The 18,263-nt window shown below is 63.3% G+C and carries 18 protein-coding genes; 13 read left to right on the plus strand and 5 right to left on the minus strand.

All coding sequences use genetic code 11. From position 1 onward, the window contains the following. Positions 1 to 166: 166 nt before the first annotated feature. The 6 genes from AC515T_RS03435 to AC515T_RS03460 all read left to right on the plus strand — a co-directional run bounded on the left by AC515T_RS03435 (position 167) and on the right by AC515T_RS03460 (position 6,978). A complete protein-coding gene (locus AC515T_RS03435) occupies positions 167 to 1,234 on the plus strand; it encodes a DUF2333 family protein (protein ID WP_496531438.1) in 1,068 nt (355 codons plus the stop codon). A gap of 3 nt (positions 1,235 to 1,237) precedes the next feature. Continuing rightward, positions 1,238 to 1,795 (plus strand): NUDIX hydrolase, encoded by a 558-nt coding sequence (locus AC515T_RS03440; RefSeq protein ID WP_305469548.1) that lies wholly within the window; start codon positions 1,238 to 1,240, stop codon positions 1,793 to 1,795. Between the two features lie 169 nt (positions 1,796 to 1,964). After that, positions 1,965 to 2,336, plus strand: a complete 372-nt coding sequence (locus AC515T_RS03445) for a translation initiation factor Sui1 (RefSeq protein WP_058543875.1) — start codon at positions 1,965 to 1,967, stop codon at positions 2,334 to 2,336. A 211-nt stretch (positions 2,337 to 2,547) separates the two neighbouring features. Continuing rightward, positions 2,548 to 4,461 (plus strand): arginine decarboxylase, encoded by a 1,914-nt coding sequence (speA, locus tag AC515T_RS03450; RefSeq protein ID WP_496531439.1) that lies wholly within the window; start codon positions 2,548 to 2,550, stop codon positions 4,459 to 4,461. A gap of 418 nt (positions 4,462 to 4,879) precedes the next feature. Further along, positions 4,880 to 6,187: a type VI secretion system Vgr family protein gene (locus AC515T_RS03455; RefSeq protein WP_496531440.1), complete on the plus strand. Its 1,308-nt coding sequence runs from the start codon at positions 4,880 to 4,882 to the stop codon at positions 6,185 to 6,187. Next, positions 6,184 to 6,978, plus strand: coding sequence for a DUF4123 domain-containing protein (locus AC515T_RS03460; protein WP_496531441.1), 795 nt, complete (start codon positions 6,184 to 6,186; stop codon positions 6,976 to 6,978). The genes AC515T_RS03455 and AC515T_RS03460 overlap by 4 nt, the downstream gene beginning before the upstream one ends. Positions 6,979 to 6,981: 3 nt before the next feature. Here the strand turns inward: AC515T_RS03460 and AC515T_RS03465 are convergent, their stop codons facing one another. Both AC515T_RS03465 and AC515T_RS03470 read right to left on the minus strand, forming a co-directional pair. Beyond that, the gene (locus tag AC515T_RS03465) at positions 6,982 to 8,331 is read right to left on the minus strand and encodes an MATE family efflux transporter (protein WP_496531442.1); all 1,350 of its coding nucleotides are present in this window, start codon (positions 8,329 to 8,331) and stop codon (positions 6,982 to 6,984) included. A gap of 199 nt (positions 8,332 to 8,530) precedes the next feature. After that, the gene (locus AC515T_RS03470; protein ID WP_003197447.1) at positions 8,531 to 8,824 is read right to left on the minus strand and encodes a hypothetical protein; all 294 of its coding nucleotides are present in this window, start codon (positions 8,822 to 8,824) and stop codon (positions 8,531 to 8,533) included. Positions 8,825 to 8,988: 164 nt separating this feature from the next. On the opposite strand from AC515T_RS03470, the gene AC515T_RS03475 reads away from it, so the two are divergent. From AC515T_RS03475 to AC515T_RS03490, 4 genes are read left to right on the plus strand one after another with little or no spacing between them, the layout of a single operon-like run. Then, the gene (locus tag AC515T_RS03475) at positions 8,989 to 9,294 is read left to right on the plus strand and encodes a MazG-like family protein (RefSeq protein WP_496531443.1); all 306 of its coding nucleotides are present in this window, start codon (positions 8,989 to 8,991) and stop codon (positions 9,292 to 9,294) included. Further along, on the plus strand, positions 9,291 to 10,040 hold the full coding sequence (locus tag AC515T_RS03480; protein WP_496531444.1) for a methyltransferase: 750 nt from the start codon (positions 9,291 to 9,293) through the stop codon (positions 10,038 to 10,040). The genes AC515T_RS03475 and AC515T_RS03480 overlap by 4 nt, the downstream gene beginning before the upstream one ends. A gap of 25 nt (positions 10,041 to 10,065) precedes the next feature. After that, positions 10,066 to 10,683 carry a DUF4136 domain-containing protein gene (locus AC515T_RS03485; RefSeq protein ID WP_496531445.1) on the plus strand — a complete coding sequence of 206 codons (618 nt, stop codon included), beginning with the start codon at positions 10,066 to 10,068 and terminating at the stop codon, positions 10,681 to 10,683. Positions 10,684 to 10,703: 20 nt separating this feature from the next. Continuing rightward, a complete protein-coding gene (locus tag AC515T_RS03490) occupies positions 10,704 to 11,258 on the plus strand; it encodes a DUF4136 domain-containing protein (RefSeq protein ID WP_496531446.1) in 555 nt (184 codons plus the stop codon). Between the two features lie 222 nt (positions 11,259 to 11,480). Here AC515T_RS03490 and AC515T_RS03495 read toward each other — a convergent pair whose 3' ends face one another. After that, positions 11,481 to 12,335: a MaoC family dehydratase gene (locus AC515T_RS03495; protein ID WP_496531447.1), complete on the minus strand. Its 855-nt coding sequence runs from the start codon at positions 12,333 to 12,335 to the stop codon at positions 11,481 to 11,483. A gap of 2 nt (positions 12,336 to 12,337) precedes the next feature. Continuing rightward, positions 12,338 to 13,690, minus strand: coding sequence for a 3-oxoacyl-ACP reductase (locus AC515T_RS03500; protein ID WP_496531448.1), 1,353 nt, complete (start codon positions 13,688 to 13,690; stop codon positions 12,338 to 12,340). A gap of 267 nt (positions 13,691 to 13,957) precedes the next feature. On the opposite strand from AC515T_RS03500, the gene AC515T_RS03505 reads away from it, so the two are divergent. Continuing rightward, on the plus strand, positions 13,958 to 15,235 hold the full coding sequence (locus AC515T_RS03505; RefSeq protein WP_496531449.1) for an acetyl-CoA C-acetyltransferase: 1,278 nt from the start codon (positions 13,958 to 13,960) through the stop codon (positions 15,233 to 15,235). Here AC515T_RS03505 and AC515T_RS03510 read toward each other — a convergent pair. Then, positions 15,222 to 16,250, minus strand: a complete 1,029-nt coding sequence (locus AC515T_RS03510) for a bile acid:sodium symporter family protein (RefSeq protein WP_496531450.1) — start codon at positions 16,248 to 16,250, stop codon at positions 15,222 to 15,224. The two genes, AC515T_RS03505 and AC515T_RS03510, sit on opposite strands and share 14 nt — an antisense overlap. Positions 16,251 to 16,329: 79 nt before the next feature. Between AC515T_RS03510 and AC515T_RS03515 the strand changes: the two genes are divergently transcribed. Together AC515T_RS03515 and AC515T_RS03520 are read left to right on the plus strand one after the other, a co-directional pair. After that, complete coding sequence (locus AC515T_RS03515; protein WP_496531451.1) at positions 16,330 to 17,121, plus strand: AraC family transcriptional regulator; 792 nt, start codon at positions 16,330 to 16,332, stop codon at positions 17,119 to 17,121. Positions 17,122 to 17,360: 239 nt separating this feature from the next. Next, positions 17,361 to 18,254, plus strand: coding sequence for a PA4780 family RIO1-like protein kinase (locus AC515T_RS03520; protein WP_079301706.1), 894 nt, complete (start codon positions 17,361 to 17,363; stop codon positions 18,252 to 18,254). Positions 18,255 to 18,263 lie beyond the last annotated feature (9 nt).

The following is an 18,263-nucleotide window of genomic DNA, read 5'->3' on the forward strand; positions in this document are numbered from 1 at the left end:
TGACTGGACAGTCTCGTAGGCCGATGGCAAGGCTTCCTTTATAGTGCTGTTCGATTGCCCTGTCGCGCCCGGCATGATTGGCGCCGCATTATCGCGTTTCAAATCAGGCACGATGGCGTAGGGTTGTGGTCGAACCGAGAACTCAAGTGATTGAAGGAACATCGCCATGCTGGACTGGAAAAACCGCGCGGGCAGCGCGCCTGAACGTGCCGCCGAGCCGAAATCGGACACCCGCAGCTACCTGGGTGGGCTTTTTTTCAGCCGCGCACTGGCCACGCTGATCGGCCTTTACCTGCTGGTGACCATTGCTCTCGGCTGGTACTGGAGCCAGGAACCCGCGTTATTCCCCGTGCAGCAGAATGCCCAGGCCGCGGCCGAGAAGGATGGCCGGCAAATGGTGGTGGGCTACACCACGGTCGAGACGCTCAAGACTGTGGCCGGGACCCTGCTGACCAAGCAGGGTGGCTACATTTCCAACGACCGCTTCCCGCCAGGCCTGTGGATGGACAACATGCCGAGCTGGGAGTACGGCGTGCTGGTACAGGTCCGCGACCTGAGCCGCGCCCTGCGCAAGGACTTTGCCCGTTCCCAGTCCCAGTCCGCCGAAGACGCCGACCTGGCCAAGGCCGAGCCGCGCTTCAACTTCGACAACCGCAGTTGGGTGCTGCCTTCCAGCGAATCCGAATACCAGGAAGGCATCAATTCCCTGAGCCGCTACCAGGCTCGCCTGTCTGACCCGACCCAGAAAAACGCCTTGTTCTATGCCCGCGCCGACAACCTGAACAACTGGCTGGGGGATGTCGGCACGCGCCTGGGGTCGTTGTCCCAGCGCCTGTCGGCCAGCGTTGGCCGGGTCAAGCTCAACACCTCCCTGAAAACCGAAGTCCCGGCCCCAGGCCAGGTGCCGCAGGTGGACGAAGAGGTGGTCGAGACCCCGTGGCTGCAGATCGACAACGTGTTCTATGAAGCCCGCGGCCAGGCCTGGGCGCTGTCGCACCTGCTGCGCGCCATCGAAGTGGACTTCGCCGATGTGCTGGCGAAAAAGAACGCCACGGTCAGCGTGCGGCAGATCATTCGTGAACTGGAAGCGTCCCAGGAACCGGTCTGGAGCCCGATGATCCTCAACGGCAGCGGTTTCGGTGTCCTGGCGAACCACTCGTTGGTCATGGCCAATTACATTTCCCGGGCCAACGCCGCGGTCATCGACTTGCGGCAACTGCTGAACCAGGGCTGATCCATGAGCGAAAGCCCCCGGGAGGTCGCTCATCGAGTGGCCTCGGACGCCGAGCTGATCGCGTGGGTCGACGAGCACGACAACCTGCTCGGCAGCCTGGTGCGTTCGGAGCTGCGCGAGCGCGGCCTGATCGGGCGCGGCACCTACATCATGCTGTTCAATTCGGCCGGTGAACTGTGTGTTCACCGGCGCACCCTGAGCAAGGCCATCTACCCAGGTTTCTGGGACGTGGCGGCGGGTGGCATGGTCCAGGCCGACGAGACCTACGCCGAGTCGGCCGCCCGTGAGCTGGCGGAGGAATTGGGCGTGAGCGGCGTGGAACTGACCGCCCACGACCATTTTTATTTCGAAGACCCCGGCAGTCGCCTGTGGTGCTCGGCGTTCTCGGCGGTGTGGGACGGCCCGTTGGTCCTGCAGCCCGAAGAAGTCCTCGAAGCGCGTTTCCTGCCGCTTGAACAGGTGCTCGATGAAATCCAGCGCATGCCTTACTGCCCGGACTCCCTGGCGGCGCTTGAACGCTATTTGCGCGTCCACGGTGGCGACGTCGCAAAGAAGCTATAAATTGGCGCTGATTGGCCCTTAGCAAGTCGGCTTTTTGCCGTTACACTGCGCGACTTTTCAAGCTGAACCGTGTCTGCGGTCCAGTAGCGCTGCCCCTGCCTGAGTGGGGTTTCGCGGTCGAGGCACATTCTACCCTCGACCAGTCTTTGTCCTCCCAAGAGGATTGCCGGTGGCCAAAAAAGCCGCATCCTTCGCCGCCCTGGGCGGCCTGGTATTTTCTACCGACGCCGGTCGTCATTGCCCTGATTGCCGTCAACCGGTGGATGCCTGCATCTGCAAGCAGACCGCCATCCCGGAAGGTGACGGCATCGCCCGTGTGCGCCGTGAAAGCAAAGGTCGCGGCGGCAAGACGGTGACCACGATCACTGGCGTGCCGTTGGCCGAAGATGCGCTCAAGGAACTGGCCACCACGTTGAAGAAACGCTGTGGCACCGGTGGTGCGTTGAAAGACGGCATCATCGAGATCCAGGGCGATCACGTCGAGCTGCTGCTGGCGGAACTGGTCAAGCACGGTTTCAAGGCAAAGAAGTCCGGCGGCTAGCAGCTTCTGTGAAAGCCACCCTCGGCTTGACCCGGACCCGACGTTCGAGGTTGCCCGCATGGTTTTCACAGAGCCTGTTCTGAACGGGTTTCTAAACTCATCGCTGGGAGCAGGGTCTACCTTGCTAACAGGCAATTCGTCATTTTCACTCTCTAGACTGCCCCAGCCTCCGACCGGATGGTGCATTTTGACTTCTTTATAGGGGACTTCGATGTCCGTACGACGCACACGCAAAGACGATGGCAGCCAATGGACAGTTGCGGACAGCCGCAGCGTTTACGGGATTCGCCATTGGGGGGCCGGTTATTTCGCGATCAATGAAGCCGGTCGCGTCGAAGTCCGTCCGAACGGCCCGGGCAGTTCGCCCATCGACCTGTTCGAGCAAGTCGACCAGTTGCGCCAGAGCGGCCTCTCGCTGCCTTTGCTGGTGCGCTTTCCCGATATCCTGCAAGACCGCGTGCGCCAGCTGACCGGCGCGTTCGACAGCAACATCGCGCGCCTGGAATACCAGAGCAAGTACACCGCGCTGTACCCGATCAAGGTCAACCAGCAGGAAGCGGTGATCGAGAACATCATCGCCACCCAGAACGTCTCCATCGGCCTGGAAGCCGGTTCCAAGCCGGAGCTGCTGGCGGTGCTGGCGCTGGCGCCGAAGGGCGGGACCATTGTCTGCAACGGCTACAAGGACCGCGAATTCATCCGCCTGGCGCTGATGGGCCAGAAGCTGGGTCACAACGTCTTCATCGTCATCGAGAAAGAGTCCGAAGTCGAACTGGTGATCGAAGAGGCCGCGGTGCTCAAGGTCAAGCCACAGGTCGGCCTGCGCGTGCGCCTGTCGTCCCTGGCGTCGAGCAAATGGGCCGATACCGGTGGCGAGAAATCCAAGTTCGGCTTGTCGGCCGCGCAACTGCTGTCGGTGGTCGAGCGCTTCCGCGCCGCCGGCCTGGACCAGGGCATTCGCCTGCTGCACTTCCACATGGGCTCGCAGATCGCCAACCTGGCGGACTATCAGCACGGCTTCAAGGAAGCGATCCGTTACTACGGTGAGCTGCGCAACCTCGGCCTGCCGGTGGATCACATCGACGTCGGTGGTGGCCTCGGCGTGGACTACGATGGCACGCACTCGCGCAATGCCAGTTCGATCAACTACGACATGGACGATTACGCCGGTGTCGTGGTCGGCATGCTCAAGGAGTTCTGCGATGCCCAGAGCCTGCCGCACCCGCACATCTTCTCGGAAAGCGGCCGCTCGCTGACCGCCCACCACGCGATGCTGGTGGTGCAGGTGACCGACGTCGAGAAACACAACGACGATGTGCCGGTGATCGACAACAAGCTGGAACTGCCGGAAACCGTGCAATGGCTGGTTGACCTGCTGGGCCCGACCGATATCGAGATGGTCACCGAGACCTACTGGCGCGCCACGCACTACATGAGCGACGTGGCGACCCAATATGCCGACGGCAAGCTGACCCTGGCGGAAAAAGCCTTGGCCGAGCAGTGCTACTTTGCCGTGTGCCGTCGCTTGCACAACTCGTTGAAGGCCCGCCAGCGCTCGCACCGCCAGGTGCTGGATGAGCTCAACGACAAGCTGGCCGACAAGTACATCTGCAACTTCTCGGTATTCCAGAGCCTGCCGGACACCTGGGCCATCGGCCAGGTACTGCCGATCCTGCCGCTGCATCGCCTGGATGAAGAGCCGCTGCGCCGCGCCGTGCTGCAAGACTTGACCTGCGACTCCGACGGCAAGATCAAGCAATACGTCGACGAGCAGAGTATCGAGACCAGCCTGCCGGTTCACGCCCTCAATCCGGGTGAAGACTACCTGCTGGGCATCTTCCTGGTGGGCGCCTACCAGGAAATTCTCGGTGACATGCACAACCTGTTCGGTGACACCGACTCGGTGAACATCTACCAGAACGCCGACGGCAGCGTGTACCACGCCGGTATCGAAACCCACGACACCATCGAAGACATGCTGCGCTATGTGCACTTGTCGCCGGAGGAGTTGATGACTCACTACCGCGACAAGTGCGCCAGCGCCCGCATCAGCGCCGCCGAGCGCACCCAGTTCCTCGATGCCTTGCGCCTGGGGCTGACGCGTTCGTCTTACCTGTCTTCCTGATGGGGACGTGAGGGCCTTCCAGGCAATGGAACCTGTGGCGAGGGAGCTTGCTCCCGTTCGGCTGCGCAGCAGTCGTAATCCAGGCGACGCGATACTTTAGGGTTGGCTGGTTTGGGGCTGCTGCGCAGCCCAGCGGGAGCAAGCTCCCTCGCCACAGGACTGTGTCTGTTCCCCGCTCCTCTTGATTGATCGACACTGCCCGCCGGGACTGTCAGAAAACACACCGCATATTGCGGGTTTTTTCGGATAGTCCCGGAGGGCATTTTTGTTTACGCCACGGCTATTTCTTTACACCGGTGCATTTAATCGGTGATGTCCTTATTTCGTGTAGTCCCTTTCCTAACCTGTACTTCGCCCCTCTACTCGGCCATGGCGGTCGGCGAGAATCCCCGGCCGCCCCTCCTGTAGAGAAACGCCGATGTCCGATCCAGCCTGCGAGCCAGCATTTCGTCTGGAGATAGCCGGTCTGCCTGAGCCCATTGACGTGGTGGCCTTCACGGGTAGCGAAGCCATTAGCGAACCCTTTGTCTATGAAGTGGAACTCCTGTTGCACGATGCGAACCTGGACTTGGCGAGCCTGCTGTACCGCAGCGTCTGGTTGAGTTTCGGCCCCCCAGGCCGGGGTATCCATGGGCAGCTCCATGAGCTGGTCCAACACCGTCCTGGCGCCGGTTGCCGGGTGCGGATCGGGCCGAAACTGGCCTGTCTGGCGCAGCGCTTCAGCCAGCGGGTGTTCAGTGCCCGCTCGGTGCCGCAGATCATTCGCCAGGTGCTCAAGGCCCATGGCATCAGCGGTCGCCGCCTGTGCCTGGACCTGAGTGGCGATTATCCACCGCAGGATTTCTGTACCCAGTATCGGGAATCGGACCTGCGGTTCCTCCAGCGCGTGTGCGCCCAGGTGGATATCCACTTTCATTTCGAACACACCCGGGACGCGCATTGCCTGGTGTTCGCCGACAATCCCCACAGTTTTCCCCCCGCCGGTACGGCGGTCTACGGGGACGACGGGCCGACTGCCGCGGTGCGGACCTTCAGCGTGCACACCGATGTGTCGGGGCAGCAGGTCGCCCAGGGTCGTAGCGAACTGACGAACCTGCGGGGTGGCCAGGTGCTGACGTTGACGGCCCATCCGTTTGCCGGCTGGAACCGGCGCTGGCTGTTGACGAAGGTCGAGCATCACGCCCAGGCGGGTGTGTATGGCAACCATTTCAAGGCCATTCCCCGGGGCGTACCGTTCGTGCCGGACAACGTCCCGGTCAAACCACGCATGGTGAGCCGGCAACGCGGCTGGGTCGTGGCGGTGGACGAGCCGCCGGAGCTGGGAGTGGGGCGCGTGGCGGTAGAGTTTGATTGGGTCTATCAGGGCGAAGGTTCCCGCCCCAGTCATTGCTGGCTGCCCTTGGCGCCAGAGCTGGCTGCCGGCGGGGCGGCCGCGCTGTGTGACGGGACCGAGGTGCTGGTGAGCTTTATCGAAGGTGATCCGGATCGGCCACTGATCAGTGCATTTCTGGGCGAGCCTGCCTCGGCAGCGGTTGCCGATGAGTCATCTTCAGGCGAAACACTTGGGCAGTCGGTTGTCGATCCGGTGCTGTTGTCGGCGATGCAAGAAGCCGAGCCGCTGGTCTTGTTGTGCCTGTTGCCCGAGGGCGGGCCTTTCAGCCCTTGCGCCCAACCGCTGTGTACCTGCCGTATGCTCATGGGCCGCGGCGCGGGCGTGGCTCGATGAGCGCGGCCGAGCCTGGATCGACGCCGCAGTGGTTGCTGCTGGATGTACCGAGTGCGCCTGAGGCGGTGCGGCGGGTGCACGCGCAGTTCGCCGAGGCCCGGCGCTTTGCCCTGTTCGAAGGCACCGAGTTGCATGGGCTTCGCGAGCACGGCCCGCTGTTGGTGGATCTGCGCCAATCACCCGCGCTGGTCAGCCTTTGTCACCTGGACCCGCGCGCCTGGCCGGGTTTGTTGTTGGCCAGCCCGAAGCCCGCCGTGCAATTGCTGGCGCATCTGCGGCGCATGCTGACGGTGACGCTGGGCTTGCATCACAAAGCCCTGTTGAATTACTACAACCCGCACACCGCCAGCTATTTCTTCGACGGTTGCGATTCCCATGAACTCAGTTGCTGGCTGGGCCCGATCAGCCTGGCGCGCTGGTTTGGTGGCACGTGGGCCGACCGGGCGATCGGCAGCCAGGGCTGGCAACAACTGTCCAATCCGGGACTGCAGGTGGCGGCACTGGAGAAGGAGCACGGCCTCAGCGACCGACAACAGGGCCAGTTGCAACGATGCCTGTTGGAGCGCCACGCGTGGCAATGGTCCCGTTCCACCGGACGTGACTACCGTCGGCTCTGGGAGGATTTGCAGCAAGGGCTGGCGCTGGGGTTTACCGAGCGCACGGTGCTTGATGACTGGCTGTGGCTGCGCCTGCAATACCCCGATGCCCGACCCATCCCGGGGCCGGAGGGTGGTTCGCAGCGCGAGCGTCTCGATCGCCTGCGGCGGCGTTGGCAAGGCCGCCCGGATTGACGGTTATCGAGGCGGCGCGCCGAGCCAACGGTCGCGCCGCTGCAAGTGCCAGGCAAACGCACCGAGGGTCAGGCTGCGCAGGGCCATGAACAGCAGGAAGGTGATCCACAGTCCATGGTTGCCCAAGCCCAGCAGCATCCAGGCGATTGGCGACACCAGCAGCAGGGTCAAGACCATGCCGTTGCGCATTTCCCGGGCGCGGGTGGCACCGATGAACAGGCCGTCGAGCAAGTAGCTCCAGACCGCGATCAGCGGCAAGGTCGCCAGGTAGGGCAGGTAGTCGTAAGCGGTGGCGCGCACGTCGGGAATATCGGTTTGCATGTCGATGAACAAGTGGCCGGCGAGCAGGAACAGCAGGGCAAAGCCGAGGCTTGCAATCAGCGACCAACCGCCCGCCACCACCAGCGAGCGACGCAGGGCCAGGCGGTCGCGGGCGCCAATGGCATGGCCGCACAGCGCTTCCACGGCATGAGCCAGGCCGTCCAGGGCGTGGGCGGTCAGCAGCAGGCCGTTGAGCAGCAAGGCATTGGCCGCCACGGTCGCATCCCCCAGGCGCGCGCCTTGCACCGTGATCAGGAAGAACACCGCTTGCAGTGCCAGGCTGCGAATGAAAATGTCCCGATTCACCGCCAGCAGCGGCTGCCAGTTCCGCCACACGCCCAGGGCTGCCCAGGCCATCTGCCCGGGCCAGGCCCGCAGTGTCTTGCGAGCCAGGGCCAGGCCGACCAGCGCACCGGTCCACTCGGCAATCACCGACGCCCGGGCCGAACCGGTCACGCCCCAGTCCAGGCCGATCACGAACCACAGGTTCAAAGCGATGTTGACCAGGTTGGTTACCAACAGGATCGCCAACGGCGCCCGGGCATTCTGGGCGCCGAGGAACCAGCCCACCAGCGCGTAGCTGGCCAGTGCCGCCGGCAAGCCGAAGAGCCGGGTGTGGAAGAAGTCGCGGGTCAACTGGTTGAGCTCGGCGGACGGCTGCATGAAGTGCAGCGCCACGTCACTCAACGGCACACCGACGGCACCGAGCAGTAGCGCCAGCCCCATCGCCAACAGCAGTCCTTGCAACAACACTTGCCGCAACGCCGCCCCGTCACCCCGCCCGGCAGCCTGGGCGGCGAACCCGGTGGTGCCCATGCGCAAGAAACCCATGGCCCACGCCAGCACCGTATACAAACTCGCCCCGACCGCCACCGCGCCCAACTGATGGGCATGGGGCAAATGGCCGATGACGGTGCTGTCCACCAGCGCCACCAGCGGCACGGAAATGTTCGAGAGAATCATCGGCGCCGCCAGCGCCCAGACCCGGCGATGGGTCAGGCGGTCGCGCCAGTCGGTGATCAGGTTGGACATGCGGGCTCCTTGATGGAGCGCGATTGTAGCGGGTTCTCGCCTGCTCGTTCCCCTGTGGAACTTGGGATTCATTGTGGCGAGGGAGCTTGCTCCCGCTGGGGCGCGCAGCGGCCCTGTTTTTGGGGGGACCGCTGCGCAGTCCAGCGGGAGCAAGCTCCCTCGCCACAGGGTGCGTCAGGCGAGGGGGCGCTGGAGGACTTCAGTGAATGATCCAGCTCAGCAACCACAACCCCAGCACCAGCCAGATGATGCCCATGACGATCGAGGCCCGCATGAAGGCGCGGATGGCCGAGTACAGCAGCATCAGCCCGAGGATCAGCGCGATGATGCTGATGATCGAAGTGTCCATGCCCAAGGTGCGTGACAACCCATCGACGAAGTTGCCGCCGGCGTTGGCCAGGGTGTTGAAGAGGCCGCTGAGCAGGTCGACGATGAAACGGATTACCGAACCGAGCGCCTGGCCGAGCCATTCGAAAAAGCTTTCTACCTGCATATGTGCATCCTGATGGGAGGGAATCCGAGCTGAGCCGTTGGCTCCTGATTGTAGGAGCTGTGGCGGCCGAGTTGGTTCGATTATGGGGCAAACCGTCGCTTCGCACCGAGACTCTTGCCTTCCCCGGTCATCCCCCTGAAGCTATGCGCATTCAGGAGAACCCGATGAACCTTGTTGAACTGACCGCACGCCTGCATGCCATTCGTGACCATAACGATTGGCGGCAATTCCACAGCCCGAAAAACCTCGCCATGGCCGCCAGTGTGGAAATGGCCGAACTGGTGGAGATTTTCCAGTGGCTGACCGAGGACCAGTCGCGCCAGTTGCCGGCGGACGAGCTGGCCCACGCCGGGCAGGAAGTCGGTGACATCGTGTTGTACCTGTTGCTGCTTTGCAGCGAGCTGGGCCTGGACATGGACGCCGTGGTGCGCAGCAAACTGGCCGACAGCGAACGGCGGTTCGGTCAATGAGCGACCGTCATTTCGATCAGCTCGCCACGCGCTTCGCGGAAAAAATCTACGGCGGGGCCAAGGGCGCGATCCGCCTGGCGGTGCTTCAGGCCGACCTGCTGGAAACCTTGCCGCAACGTCCATTGCGGGTGCTGGACATCGGCGCTGGCCTGGGCCACATGTCGTTGTGGCTGGCCGAGCGCGGCCACCAGGTGACCCTGGCCGAGCCGGCCGAACCCATGCTCGACGGTGCTAGCCAGCGCTTTGCCGAGGCGGGCCAGCAGGCCACGTTCATCCAGGCGCCGTGGCAGGACCTGCTCGGCCAACTGACCGAGCCTTACGACCTGGTGCTGTGTCACGCGGTGCTGGAGTGGCTGGCCGAGCCCCATGCGATCCTGCCGGTGCTGCATCAACTGACGGCGCCTGGCGGTTGGCTGTCCCTGGCGTTCTACAACCGTGACGCGCTGGTCTATCGCAATCTGCTCAAGGGGCATTTCCGCAAGTTGCGCAAAAACGACATGGCCGGCGAAAAACAGAGCCTGACGCCGCAACAACCCCTTGATCCGCGAGAATTGGCGGCGCAACTTGAAGGCCTGTGGCAGGTCGAAAGCCAGAGTGGCGTGCGGGTTTTCCATGACTACATGCCGGTGGAGTTCCAGGGCCGCGTGGAACTTGCGCAGTTACTGGAAATGGAGCTGGCTCACCGTCGCCATCCGGCGTTTGCCGGGTTGGGTCGTTATCTGCACTGGATCTGCCGTCCCCTCTGATCTGAAAGTGCAATCGGAGCGCGAAATGAAAGGTCGTTCAGGGTTGTTGGTGCTGTGCCTGGGGCTGGTGGCCTGCCAGGGCAGCAACCCCTATGTCGCCACGTCCAATCCGCTGCCGCCGGCGCCACCCGAGGCCGCCACGGTGTTCGATCGCAGCGCCTACCCTGCGCCGCCCCGTGATTACGGGCGCTATCGCAGCTGGGCCTGGCGCGACGGGCGTCTGCCGCCGGGCACTGCCTGGGCGGATTCGGCCCAGGTGGCCGAAGCGGTGAGCAATGCTCTCGACCAGCGTGGCCTGCGGCCCCTGCATGACAACCGGCCCGCTGACCTGTTCGTCAGCGCTGACTTGCGCCTGGAGACCCGCTTGCGTCAGGTCCGGGACGACTATGATGCCGGTTACTACGGCGGCTATAACCGTTATGACCGCTACGGCCCGGGTTATGGCGTGTACCATCCGATGCCGATGGTGCGCACGTATCAGGAGCAAGTCGTGGTGGTTCGGGTAGACCTGTTCGATGCCCGCACCGGTCAGCCCGTGTGGAGCGCCAGCGCCGAGACCGGTCAGCGGGGCAGCCAGAGCGAGCGCACCGATGCCATTCGCGAGGCGGTGGAAAAAGCCATGTCGGCGTATCCCCCAAGTTGATTACGCAACGGAGAAAAACCATGTTTCGCCGTCTTGCTCTACTGGCCTTCACCCTGTTGCTGGGGGCCTGTGCCTCTAACCAAGTCAATCATGACTTCGACACCAGCCGTGACTTTGCGGCGTATCGCAGTTGGAGCTGGAAAGACCCTGCGCTGCAATATCGCCCCGATGACCCACGCATCAAGAGCGACCTGACCGAACAGCGGATCCGCCAGGCGGTGGCCGATCAACTCGACCAGCGCGGCCTGCGCCCTGCGGCGGGCGGGCGCGGCGATGTGCTGGTCCAGGCCTATTTGATCGTCGAGGACCGACAGCAGCAGGTCACGACCAACTATGGCGGCGGTTGGGGTGGCCCTTGGAATGGCTACTGGGGTGGGCCGATGTACAACGAAACCCGCAACATCAGCTACAAGGTCGGCACTGTGCAGATCGACCTGCTCGACGGCAAGGACGGCAAGCTGGTGTGGCGCGGCAGTGATGAACAACTGCTCAGCAACTCCCCCAACCCGACCGACCGCAACACGGCCGTGCGCGAGACGGTGGGGCGGATCCTGTCCAACTACCCGCCGCGCTGACCGCAGCGTATTCAGGATGGGGGCAAGCTGATCCACCGCCATCGCGAGCAAGCTCGCTCCCACAGGGATTGGGCGGTGGACATCGGATCTACAAACACCCCGAATAAACTGTGGGAGCGAGCTTGCTCGCGATGACGGCGGCCCATTCAACCCTGAGGCAAGCTGATCCACCGCCATAGTGAGCAAGCTCGCTCCCACAGGGGATGGGTAGGCAAGTTCTGCTCAGGTCACCGGCCGCCACTCGCCCACCATATGCTCCAGCGCCCCGGCGCCCACCAGTTGCAGTTGCCCACTGGAACCCGCCGCACTGGACAGCAGGGTGACTTCGCTGGGCAGGCGCACCGGTTTCTTGAAGGTCACATCGATCTCGATGTTGGCCTCGGGCAGGTGGTCATCCAGCGCCGCCAGGGTCCTGGCCTTGTTCCACAGGCCATGGGCGATGGCGGTGGGGAAGCCGAACAACCGGGCACTGATGCCGCTCAGGTGAATCGGGTTGTAGTCGCCGGAAACCTTGGCGTATTGCCGGCCGATGTCAGCCGGTGCGGTCCAGCGCGCGACTTCAATCAATGGCAGGCTGGCCTGAGGTGATTCGTCCACGAGCGCACCGTCAAGCTGGACGCCTTTGCACAGCATCTGGCTCCGGGCCTCCCACAACGGACCCAATTGATCATCGAGGCAAGTCACCAGATCGAATACCGCGCCTTTGGGGTGGGCTTGCAGATTCTCGACATGGACGCTGGCCCGCACCTGACCGACCCCGCCCATGGGCCGCAACACACGAATGCGGTTGCTCAAATGGATCAGCCCCAACAGCGGAAATGGAAAGTCCCGGCCCGTGAGCAATTGCATCTGCAGGGCGAACGCCAAGACGTGGGGATAGGTTGGCGGCAGCAGTCCGTTATCAACGAAACCGCACACTTTGCGATAGGCCGCCAGGCGGTGCGGGTCGACCTGAAGCACCTGGCGCAGGCCTTCCTCGGGCAAGGTCGTTCCGGTGACCTTGCGCCGCGTCGCCGCTTTTGAATAGAGCCCGGACATGGATGGCGGGCTGCTGACCTCATGCCATTGGATCGTCATGGTCATGCTCCCAAAAGGCTTTGCCCGCATACCCGCAGGGCCTGCCCGGTCACGGCGCCTGTGCCCGGTTGCGCGAGCCAGGCCACGGCTTCGGCGACGTCCTGGGGCAGGCCGCCCTGGCCCAGGGAACTCATGCGCCGCCCGGCCTCGCGCAAGGCGAAGGGGATCTCGGCGGTCATGCGGGTTTCAATGAAGCCCGGCGCCACGGCGTTGATGCTGATACCCCGGGGTTGCAGCAGTGGCGCCCAGGCCTGGGCCAAGCCGATCAGCCCGGCCTTGCTCGCCGCATAGTTGGTCTGCCCACGGTTGCCGGCAATGCCGCTGATGGACGCCAGCAGGACGACCCGACCATTGTCGCGCAGGGTGCCGCTGTCGAGCAGGGCCTTGGTCAGCACTTGCGGGGCGTTGAGGTTGACGGCCAGCACGGCGTCCCAGAATTCCGGAGTCATGTTGGCGAGGGTCTTGTCCCGGGTAATGCCGGCGTTGTGCACCACGATGTCGACGCCGTTGGGCAAGTGCTCGATCAACTGGGCGGCGGCATCTTCGGCGCAGATATCCAGCGTGACGCTGCGCCCGCTCAAGCGTGCCGCCAGGGCGTCGAGGTCGGTCTTGGCCTGGGGGACGTCCAGCAGGATCACGTCGGCGCCATCGCGGGCCAGGGTTTCGGCAATGGAGGCGCCGATCCCGCGGGCTGCGCCAGTGACCAGCGCCTTGAGCCCCGTGAGCGGTCGGGTCCAGTCCTGGACCTGGGTGTCACAGGCGTTGAGGCGAATGACCTGCCCGGAAATGAAGGCGCTCTTGGGCGACAGGAAAAACCGCAGGGCGCCTTCCAACTGGGCTTCGGCACCATCGCCGACATACAACAGTTGCAGCGTCCCGCCGTGGCGCAACTCTTTGGCCAGGGAACGGCTGAAACCCTCCAACGCCCGCTGGGCACTGGCGGCGAACGGATCGCCAAGGCTTTCCGGCGCGCGCCCCAGGATGACGACATGGGCGCTGTGGTCGAGGTTTTTCATCAGCGGCTGGAAAAATTCCCGCAGCTGCTTGAGCTGGTCGGCCTGCACCAAATGGCTGGCGTCGTACACCACCGCCTTGATTTTCGGGCCGTGGCCGGGGATCCACTCGGTGGCCAGGGTCGGTTCGCCGCCGTAGATGAAAATGCTGTCGGTCAGGCGCTTGGCGAACGTGCCGATCTGTTCGGTCAATGGCCCGCCGCCCAGCAGCAGTGCGCCTTCGATCGGCCGCAGCCGCCCGGCCTGCCAGCGTTCCAGGCGTACCGGCGTGGGCAGGCCGAGGGACCCGACCATGCGCCGGCCAATGGGCGAATTGGCGAAGTCGATATAACGGTCAGACATGGAACACACTCCGGCTGATGAGGTTCCAAGTGTGGACCATGATTGGCAATCAGTCGTTCGATCGGCGAGATAAAGCCTAAGCTTGAGCGGGAACGTTTTTTCCAGGGCACCGCCCCCCTGTGGGAGCAAAGCTTGCTCGCGATGCAGACACCACGTTTTTCAGGTAGACCGCGTCATCGTTCATCGCGAGCAAGCTCGGCTCCCACAGGTGATCGGTTGAGTTTCACAAGGTGATGGGCACATTCAGACCTACACGGGGAGTTCTTCATGACACAACTGCGCCGCGTCGCGATCATCGGTGGTAATCGCATTCCTTTTGCCCGCTCCAACGGGCCCTATGCCACTGCCAGCAACCAGGCGATGTTGACGGCCGCCCTCGAAGGGCTGATCGAACGCTACAACCTGCATGGCTTGCACATCGGCGAAGTGGCTGCCGGTGCGGTGCTCAAGCACTCCCGGGATACGAACCTGACCCGCGAATGCGTGCTCGGTTCGCGGCTGTCACCGATGACGCCGGCCTATGACGTACAACAGGCTTGTGGCACAGGGCTTGAAACGGTGCTGCTGGTGGCCAACAAGATTGCCCTGGGCCAGATCGACAGCGGCATTGCCGGCGGTGTCGACACCACGTCGGATGCGCCGATCGCGGTCAGTGAAGGGTTGCGCAGGATCCTGCTGCAAGCCAATCGCGCCAAGACCACCGCCGAGAAAATCAAGGCGTTCCTGCAATTGCGCCCCCAGCACCTGATGCCGAATTTACCCCGCATCAACGAACCGCGCACCGGCCTGAGCATGGGCGAGCACTGTGAATTGATGGCCCAGACCTGGCAGATCCCCCGGGAGGCCCAAGACCAGTTGGCCCTGGAAAGCCATCAGAAAATGGCCGCGTCCTACGCCGAAGGTTGGCAGAACGATTTGATGACACCATTCCTCGGCCTGACCCGGGACAACAACCTGCGCCCGGACCTGACCCTGGAGAAACTCGCCTCCCTCAAGCCAGCCTTCGAAAAAAGTGCCAAGGGCACGATGACCGCAGGCAACTCCACGCCACTGACCGATGGCGCCTCGTTGGTGCTGCTGGGCAGCGAAGAGTGGGCCAAGGCCCGGGGCCTGCCGATTCTGGCGTACCTGCGCGACGGTGAAACGGCGGCGGTGGATTTCGTCAATGGCGCCGAAGGGTTGTTGATGGCCCCGGTTTACGCCGTACCGCGCTTGCTGGCGCGCAACGGCCTGACCTTGCAGGACTTCGATTACGTCGAGATCCACGAAGCGTTCGCCGCCCAAGTGTTGTGCACGCTGAAGGCCTGGGAAGACCCGGACTACTGCAAGAGCCGCCTGGGGCTTGACGCACCGCTGGGGTCCATCGACCGCAGCCGGTTGAACGTCAAGGGCAGTTCCCTGGCCGCCGGGCATCCGTTTGCCGCCACGGGCGGGCGCATTGTCGCCAACCTCGCCAAGTTGCTGGATGCCGCCGGGCGAGGTCGCGGGTTGATTTCCATCTGCGCCGCCGCCGGCCAGGGTGTGACGGCGATTATCGAGCGTTGAGAAGCGCGCCATCCTGGCGGGACGACAGTTCTTTGTGCCGGCTGGCGTAGCGCTCGGCCAGGATCGAGCAGACGATCAACTGCAGCGGGTGATAGATCATGATTGGCAACAGGATCAGCCCCAGGCCCGGGTGGTTGCCGAAAATCAATGCGGCCATCGGCACCCCGGCGGCGAGGGATTTCTTGCTGGCGCAGAACACTGCGGCGACTTCGTCGGCGCTGCTGAATTTCAGGGCGCGGGCGGTGCGGGTGGTCGCCCACAGAATGATTGCCAGCAGCACGGCACTGCCCAGCACTGCGCTGAGCAACACGCCGTTGCCTTGCTGGCGCCAGATGCCGGACACCATCGAGTTGCAGAAGGCTGCGTAGACCAGCAGCAGGATCACCAGTTTGTCGATGATGCTGGTGTAGCGTTTATACCGACCGAAAAAGCCGGCCAGCCAACGCCGCAGGAACTGCCCCAGCACCAGCGGCAGCAGCAACATCATGCACAGGTCGAGCAAGGTTGAACCCAGGTCGATGCCACCGGCGCCGCTGCCGACCACGAAACTGACCAGCAACGGGGTCAGGAAAATCCCCAGCACGCTGGACAGGCTCGCGTTGAGAATCGCCGCCGGCACGTTACCTTTCGCACTGCCGGTCAGGGCCACCGAGGAAGAAATCGTCGAGGGCAGGGCGCACAGGTAGAAGAACCCCAGCATCAGCAGCGCCGGCACATGGCTGCCCAGCAGCCAGTTGCTGAGTACCCAGAGCAACGGAAATACGCCAAAGGTGAAAGCCTGCACCATCACGTGCAGCCGGATGTTCTTCAGGCCGTGGCGGATCTGCTCGCCGGACAGGTTGACCCCGTGCAGGAAGAACACCACGAAGATGCCGATGTTGACCACCCATTCGGCATGCATGGCACCGCCCGTGGCACCAAAGGTTGGAAAGAAGTACGCCAGCAGCGTGGCGAGCACCATGCCGCACAGGAACCAGTCGGTCACCATGCGTTTGAGGTGTCTGAAGATATGCATAGGGCACCGCATGTTGTAAGAAAAGTCGACTTAGCCTAACGTCGCCCTCATCAGTCGTCTTGCGACATAAGGCCAATCAATGCCGCCTAACGGACACCAGCAGCTGGAACGACGCATCCCCGACCTGGCGCAATTGCCGAGGCCGCTGTACGCCCGTGTCGAAAGCTTGAGCGCCGGTTCCTGGACGCAAGCCCATCGTCATGACTGGGTGCAGTTTTCCTATGCCATCAGCGGCGTTCTCGGTGTACACACCGCCGCCGGCAGTTTCTTCGCCCCGCCACAACGGGGCATCTGGATCCCGGCCGACCTGGAACATCAGGTGGTGACCTCAACCCGGGCGGAAATGCGCAGCCTGTATGTGCATCGCCACGCCTGCCCCTGGGCCGACGAGCGTTGTCGGGTGCTGGAAGTCACGCCGCTGGCCCGTGAGTTGATCAAGGTGTTCTGTCAGCTTCCGGTCGATTATCCCCAAGGCGATACCCAGGAAGAACGGCTGGTGCAGGTGCTGCTGGATCAGTTGGCGACGTTGCCGGAAGTGGGATTTTCCCTGCCGCTGCCGCGCCATGCCCGCTTGCTGGCGTTGTGTAACGAATTGATCGGACAACCCGAGCAGAACGTCACCTTGCAAGCCTGGTCTGAACGTCTGGGCACGTCGGAAAAAACCCTGATGCGCCTGTTCCAGCGTGAGACCGGCCTGAGCTTTCGTGCCTGGCGCCAGCGCATGCGCTTGTTGTCGTCCCTGGGCTCGTTGGAGAAGGGCGATAGCGTCACCAGCGCCGCGTTGTCCTGTGGGTATGATTCAACGTCCGCATTCATTGCCGCGTTCAAGGGGATGTTCGGGTATACCCCGGGGGAGTTGTTCAAGCATTGAGCCGCCGCACTGGCCTACGACGGCGGTAGACATGACTGTCAGCTCTTGTCGCAAATACCTGCGTATTCAATTTCCAGTGTCAGGTCCGGTCTCGGCTATGATTCGGCGTGGTCGATTGATCCGGCACATTGTGTGCATCACCGGTTCATAGGTCGGCAACCCCTCCCCGTGGAGGAAGGATTGCCGTATAACGACTGTCATTCGCGTGTTTGGTAATAAAGGACCCACAATAAAAGCTGATGAAGACTCCAAAACGCATTGAACCCCTGATCGAGGACGGTCTGGTCGACGAGGTGCTGCGCCCACTCATGAGTGGTAAAGAAGCAGCTGTTTATGTGGTGCGCTGCGGCAACGAGCTACGTTGCGCGAAGGTCTACAAGGAGGCGAACAAGCGAAGTTTTCGTCAGGCGGCCGAGTATCAGGAAGGCCGTAAGGTGCGCAACAGCCGTCAGGCCCGGGCCATGGCCAAGGGCTCGAAGTTCGGCCGCAAGGAAACCGAGGACGCCTGGCAGAATGCCGAAGTGGCGGCCCTGTTCCGCCTGGCGAGCGCGGGTGTGCGCGTGCCCAAGCCGTACGACTTCCTTGAAGGCGTGCTGCTGATGGAGCTGGTGGCCGACGAGTACGGCGATGCGGCGCCGCGCCTGAACGATGTGGTGCTGGAGCCGGACCAGGCCCGTGAATATCACGCCTATCTGATTTCCCAGATCGTGCTGATGTTGTGTACCGGCCTGGTGCACGGTGACCTGTCGGAGTTCAACGTGCTGCTGACACCAACGGGGCCGGTGATCATCGACCTGCCGCAAGCCGTGGATGCCGCGGGTAACAACCATGCCTTCAGCATGCTGGAGCGGGACGTGGGCAACATGGCGTCCTACTTCGGCCGGTTTGCCCCGGAGCTCAAGCGCACCAAGTACGCGAAGGAAATGTGGGCGCTGTACGAAGCCGGCACCCTGCACCCGGCCAGCGTGTTGACCGGTGAGTTCGACGAGCCGGAAGAACTGGCGGATGTCGGTGGAATCATGCGTGAAATCGAGGCGGCCCGCCTGGATGAAGAACGCCGCCAGGCCGTCCGCGCCGCCGACGATGCGCCACCCGGCAAGGCCGAAGAGCCACCGCCACCGTGGATGCAATGATCGGTTGAA

It is taken from the genome of Pseudomonas sp. FSO-7, from assembly GCF_059579345.1.

Coding starts and splice junctions, on each gene's coding strand:
- AC515T_RS03435 (WP_496531438.1), top strand. CDS start 167: ATGCTGGACTGGAAAAACCGCGCGGGCAGCGCGCCTGAACGTGCCGCC.
- AC515T_RS03440 (WP_305469548.1), top strand. CDS start 1,238: ATGAGCGAAAGCCCCCGGGAGGTCGCTCATCGAGTGGCCTCGGACGCC.
- speA (WP_496531439.1), top strand. CDS start 2,548: ATGTCCGTACGACGCACACGCAAAGACGATGGCAGCCAATGGACAGTT.
- AC515T_RS03455 (WP_496531440.1), top strand. CDS start 4,880: ATGTCCGATCCAGCCTGCGAGCCAGCATTTCGTCTGGAGATAGCCGGT.
- AC515T_RS03460 (WP_496531441.1), top strand. CDS start 6,184: ATGAGCGCGGCCGAGCCTGGATCGACGCCGCAGTGGTTGCTGCTGGAT.
- AC515T_RS03465 (WP_496531442.1), bottom strand. CDS start 8,331: ATGTCCAACCTGATCACCGACTGGCGCGACCGCCTGACCCATCGCCGG.
- AC515T_RS03470 (WP_003197447.1), bottom strand. CDS start 8,824: ATGCAGGTAGAAAGCTTTTTCGAATGGCTCGGCCAGGCGCTCGGTTCG.
- AC515T_RS03475 (WP_496531443.1), top strand. CDS start 8,989: ATGAACCTTGTTGAACTGACCGCACGCCTGCATGCCATTCGTGACCAT.
- AC515T_RS03480 (WP_496531444.1), top strand. CDS start 9,291: ATGAGCGACCGTCATTTCGATCAGCTCGCCACGCGCTTCGCGGAAAAA.
- AC515T_RS03485 (WP_496531445.1), top strand. CDS start 10,066: ATGAAAGGTCGTTCAGGGTTGTTGGTGCTGTGCCTGGGGCTGGTGGCC.
- AC515T_RS03490 (WP_496531446.1), top strand. CDS start 10,704: ATGTTTCGCCGTCTTGCTCTACTGGCCTTCACCCTGTTGCTGGGGGCC.
- AC515T_RS03495 (WP_496531447.1), bottom strand. CDS start 12,335: ATGACGATCCAATGGCATGAGGTCAGCAGCCCGCCATCCATGTCCGGG.
- AC515T_RS03500 (WP_496531448.1), bottom strand. CDS start 13,690: ATGTCTGACCGTTATATCGACTTCGCCAATTCGCCCATTGGCCGGCGC.
- AC515T_RS03505 (WP_496531449.1), top strand. CDS start 13,958: ATGACACAACTGCGCCGCGTCGCGATCATCGGTGGTAATCGCATTCCT.
- AC515T_RS03510 (WP_496531450.1), bottom strand. CDS start 16,250: ATGCATATCTTCAGACACCTCAAACGCATGGTGACCGACTGGTTCCTG.
- AC515T_RS03515 (WP_496531451.1), top strand. CDS start 16,330: ATGCCGCCTAACGGACACCAGCAGCTGGAACGACGCATCCCCGACCTG.
- AC515T_RS03520 (WP_079301706.1), top strand. CDS start 17,361: ATGAAGACTCCAAAACGCATTGAACCCCTGATCGAGGACGGTCTGGTC.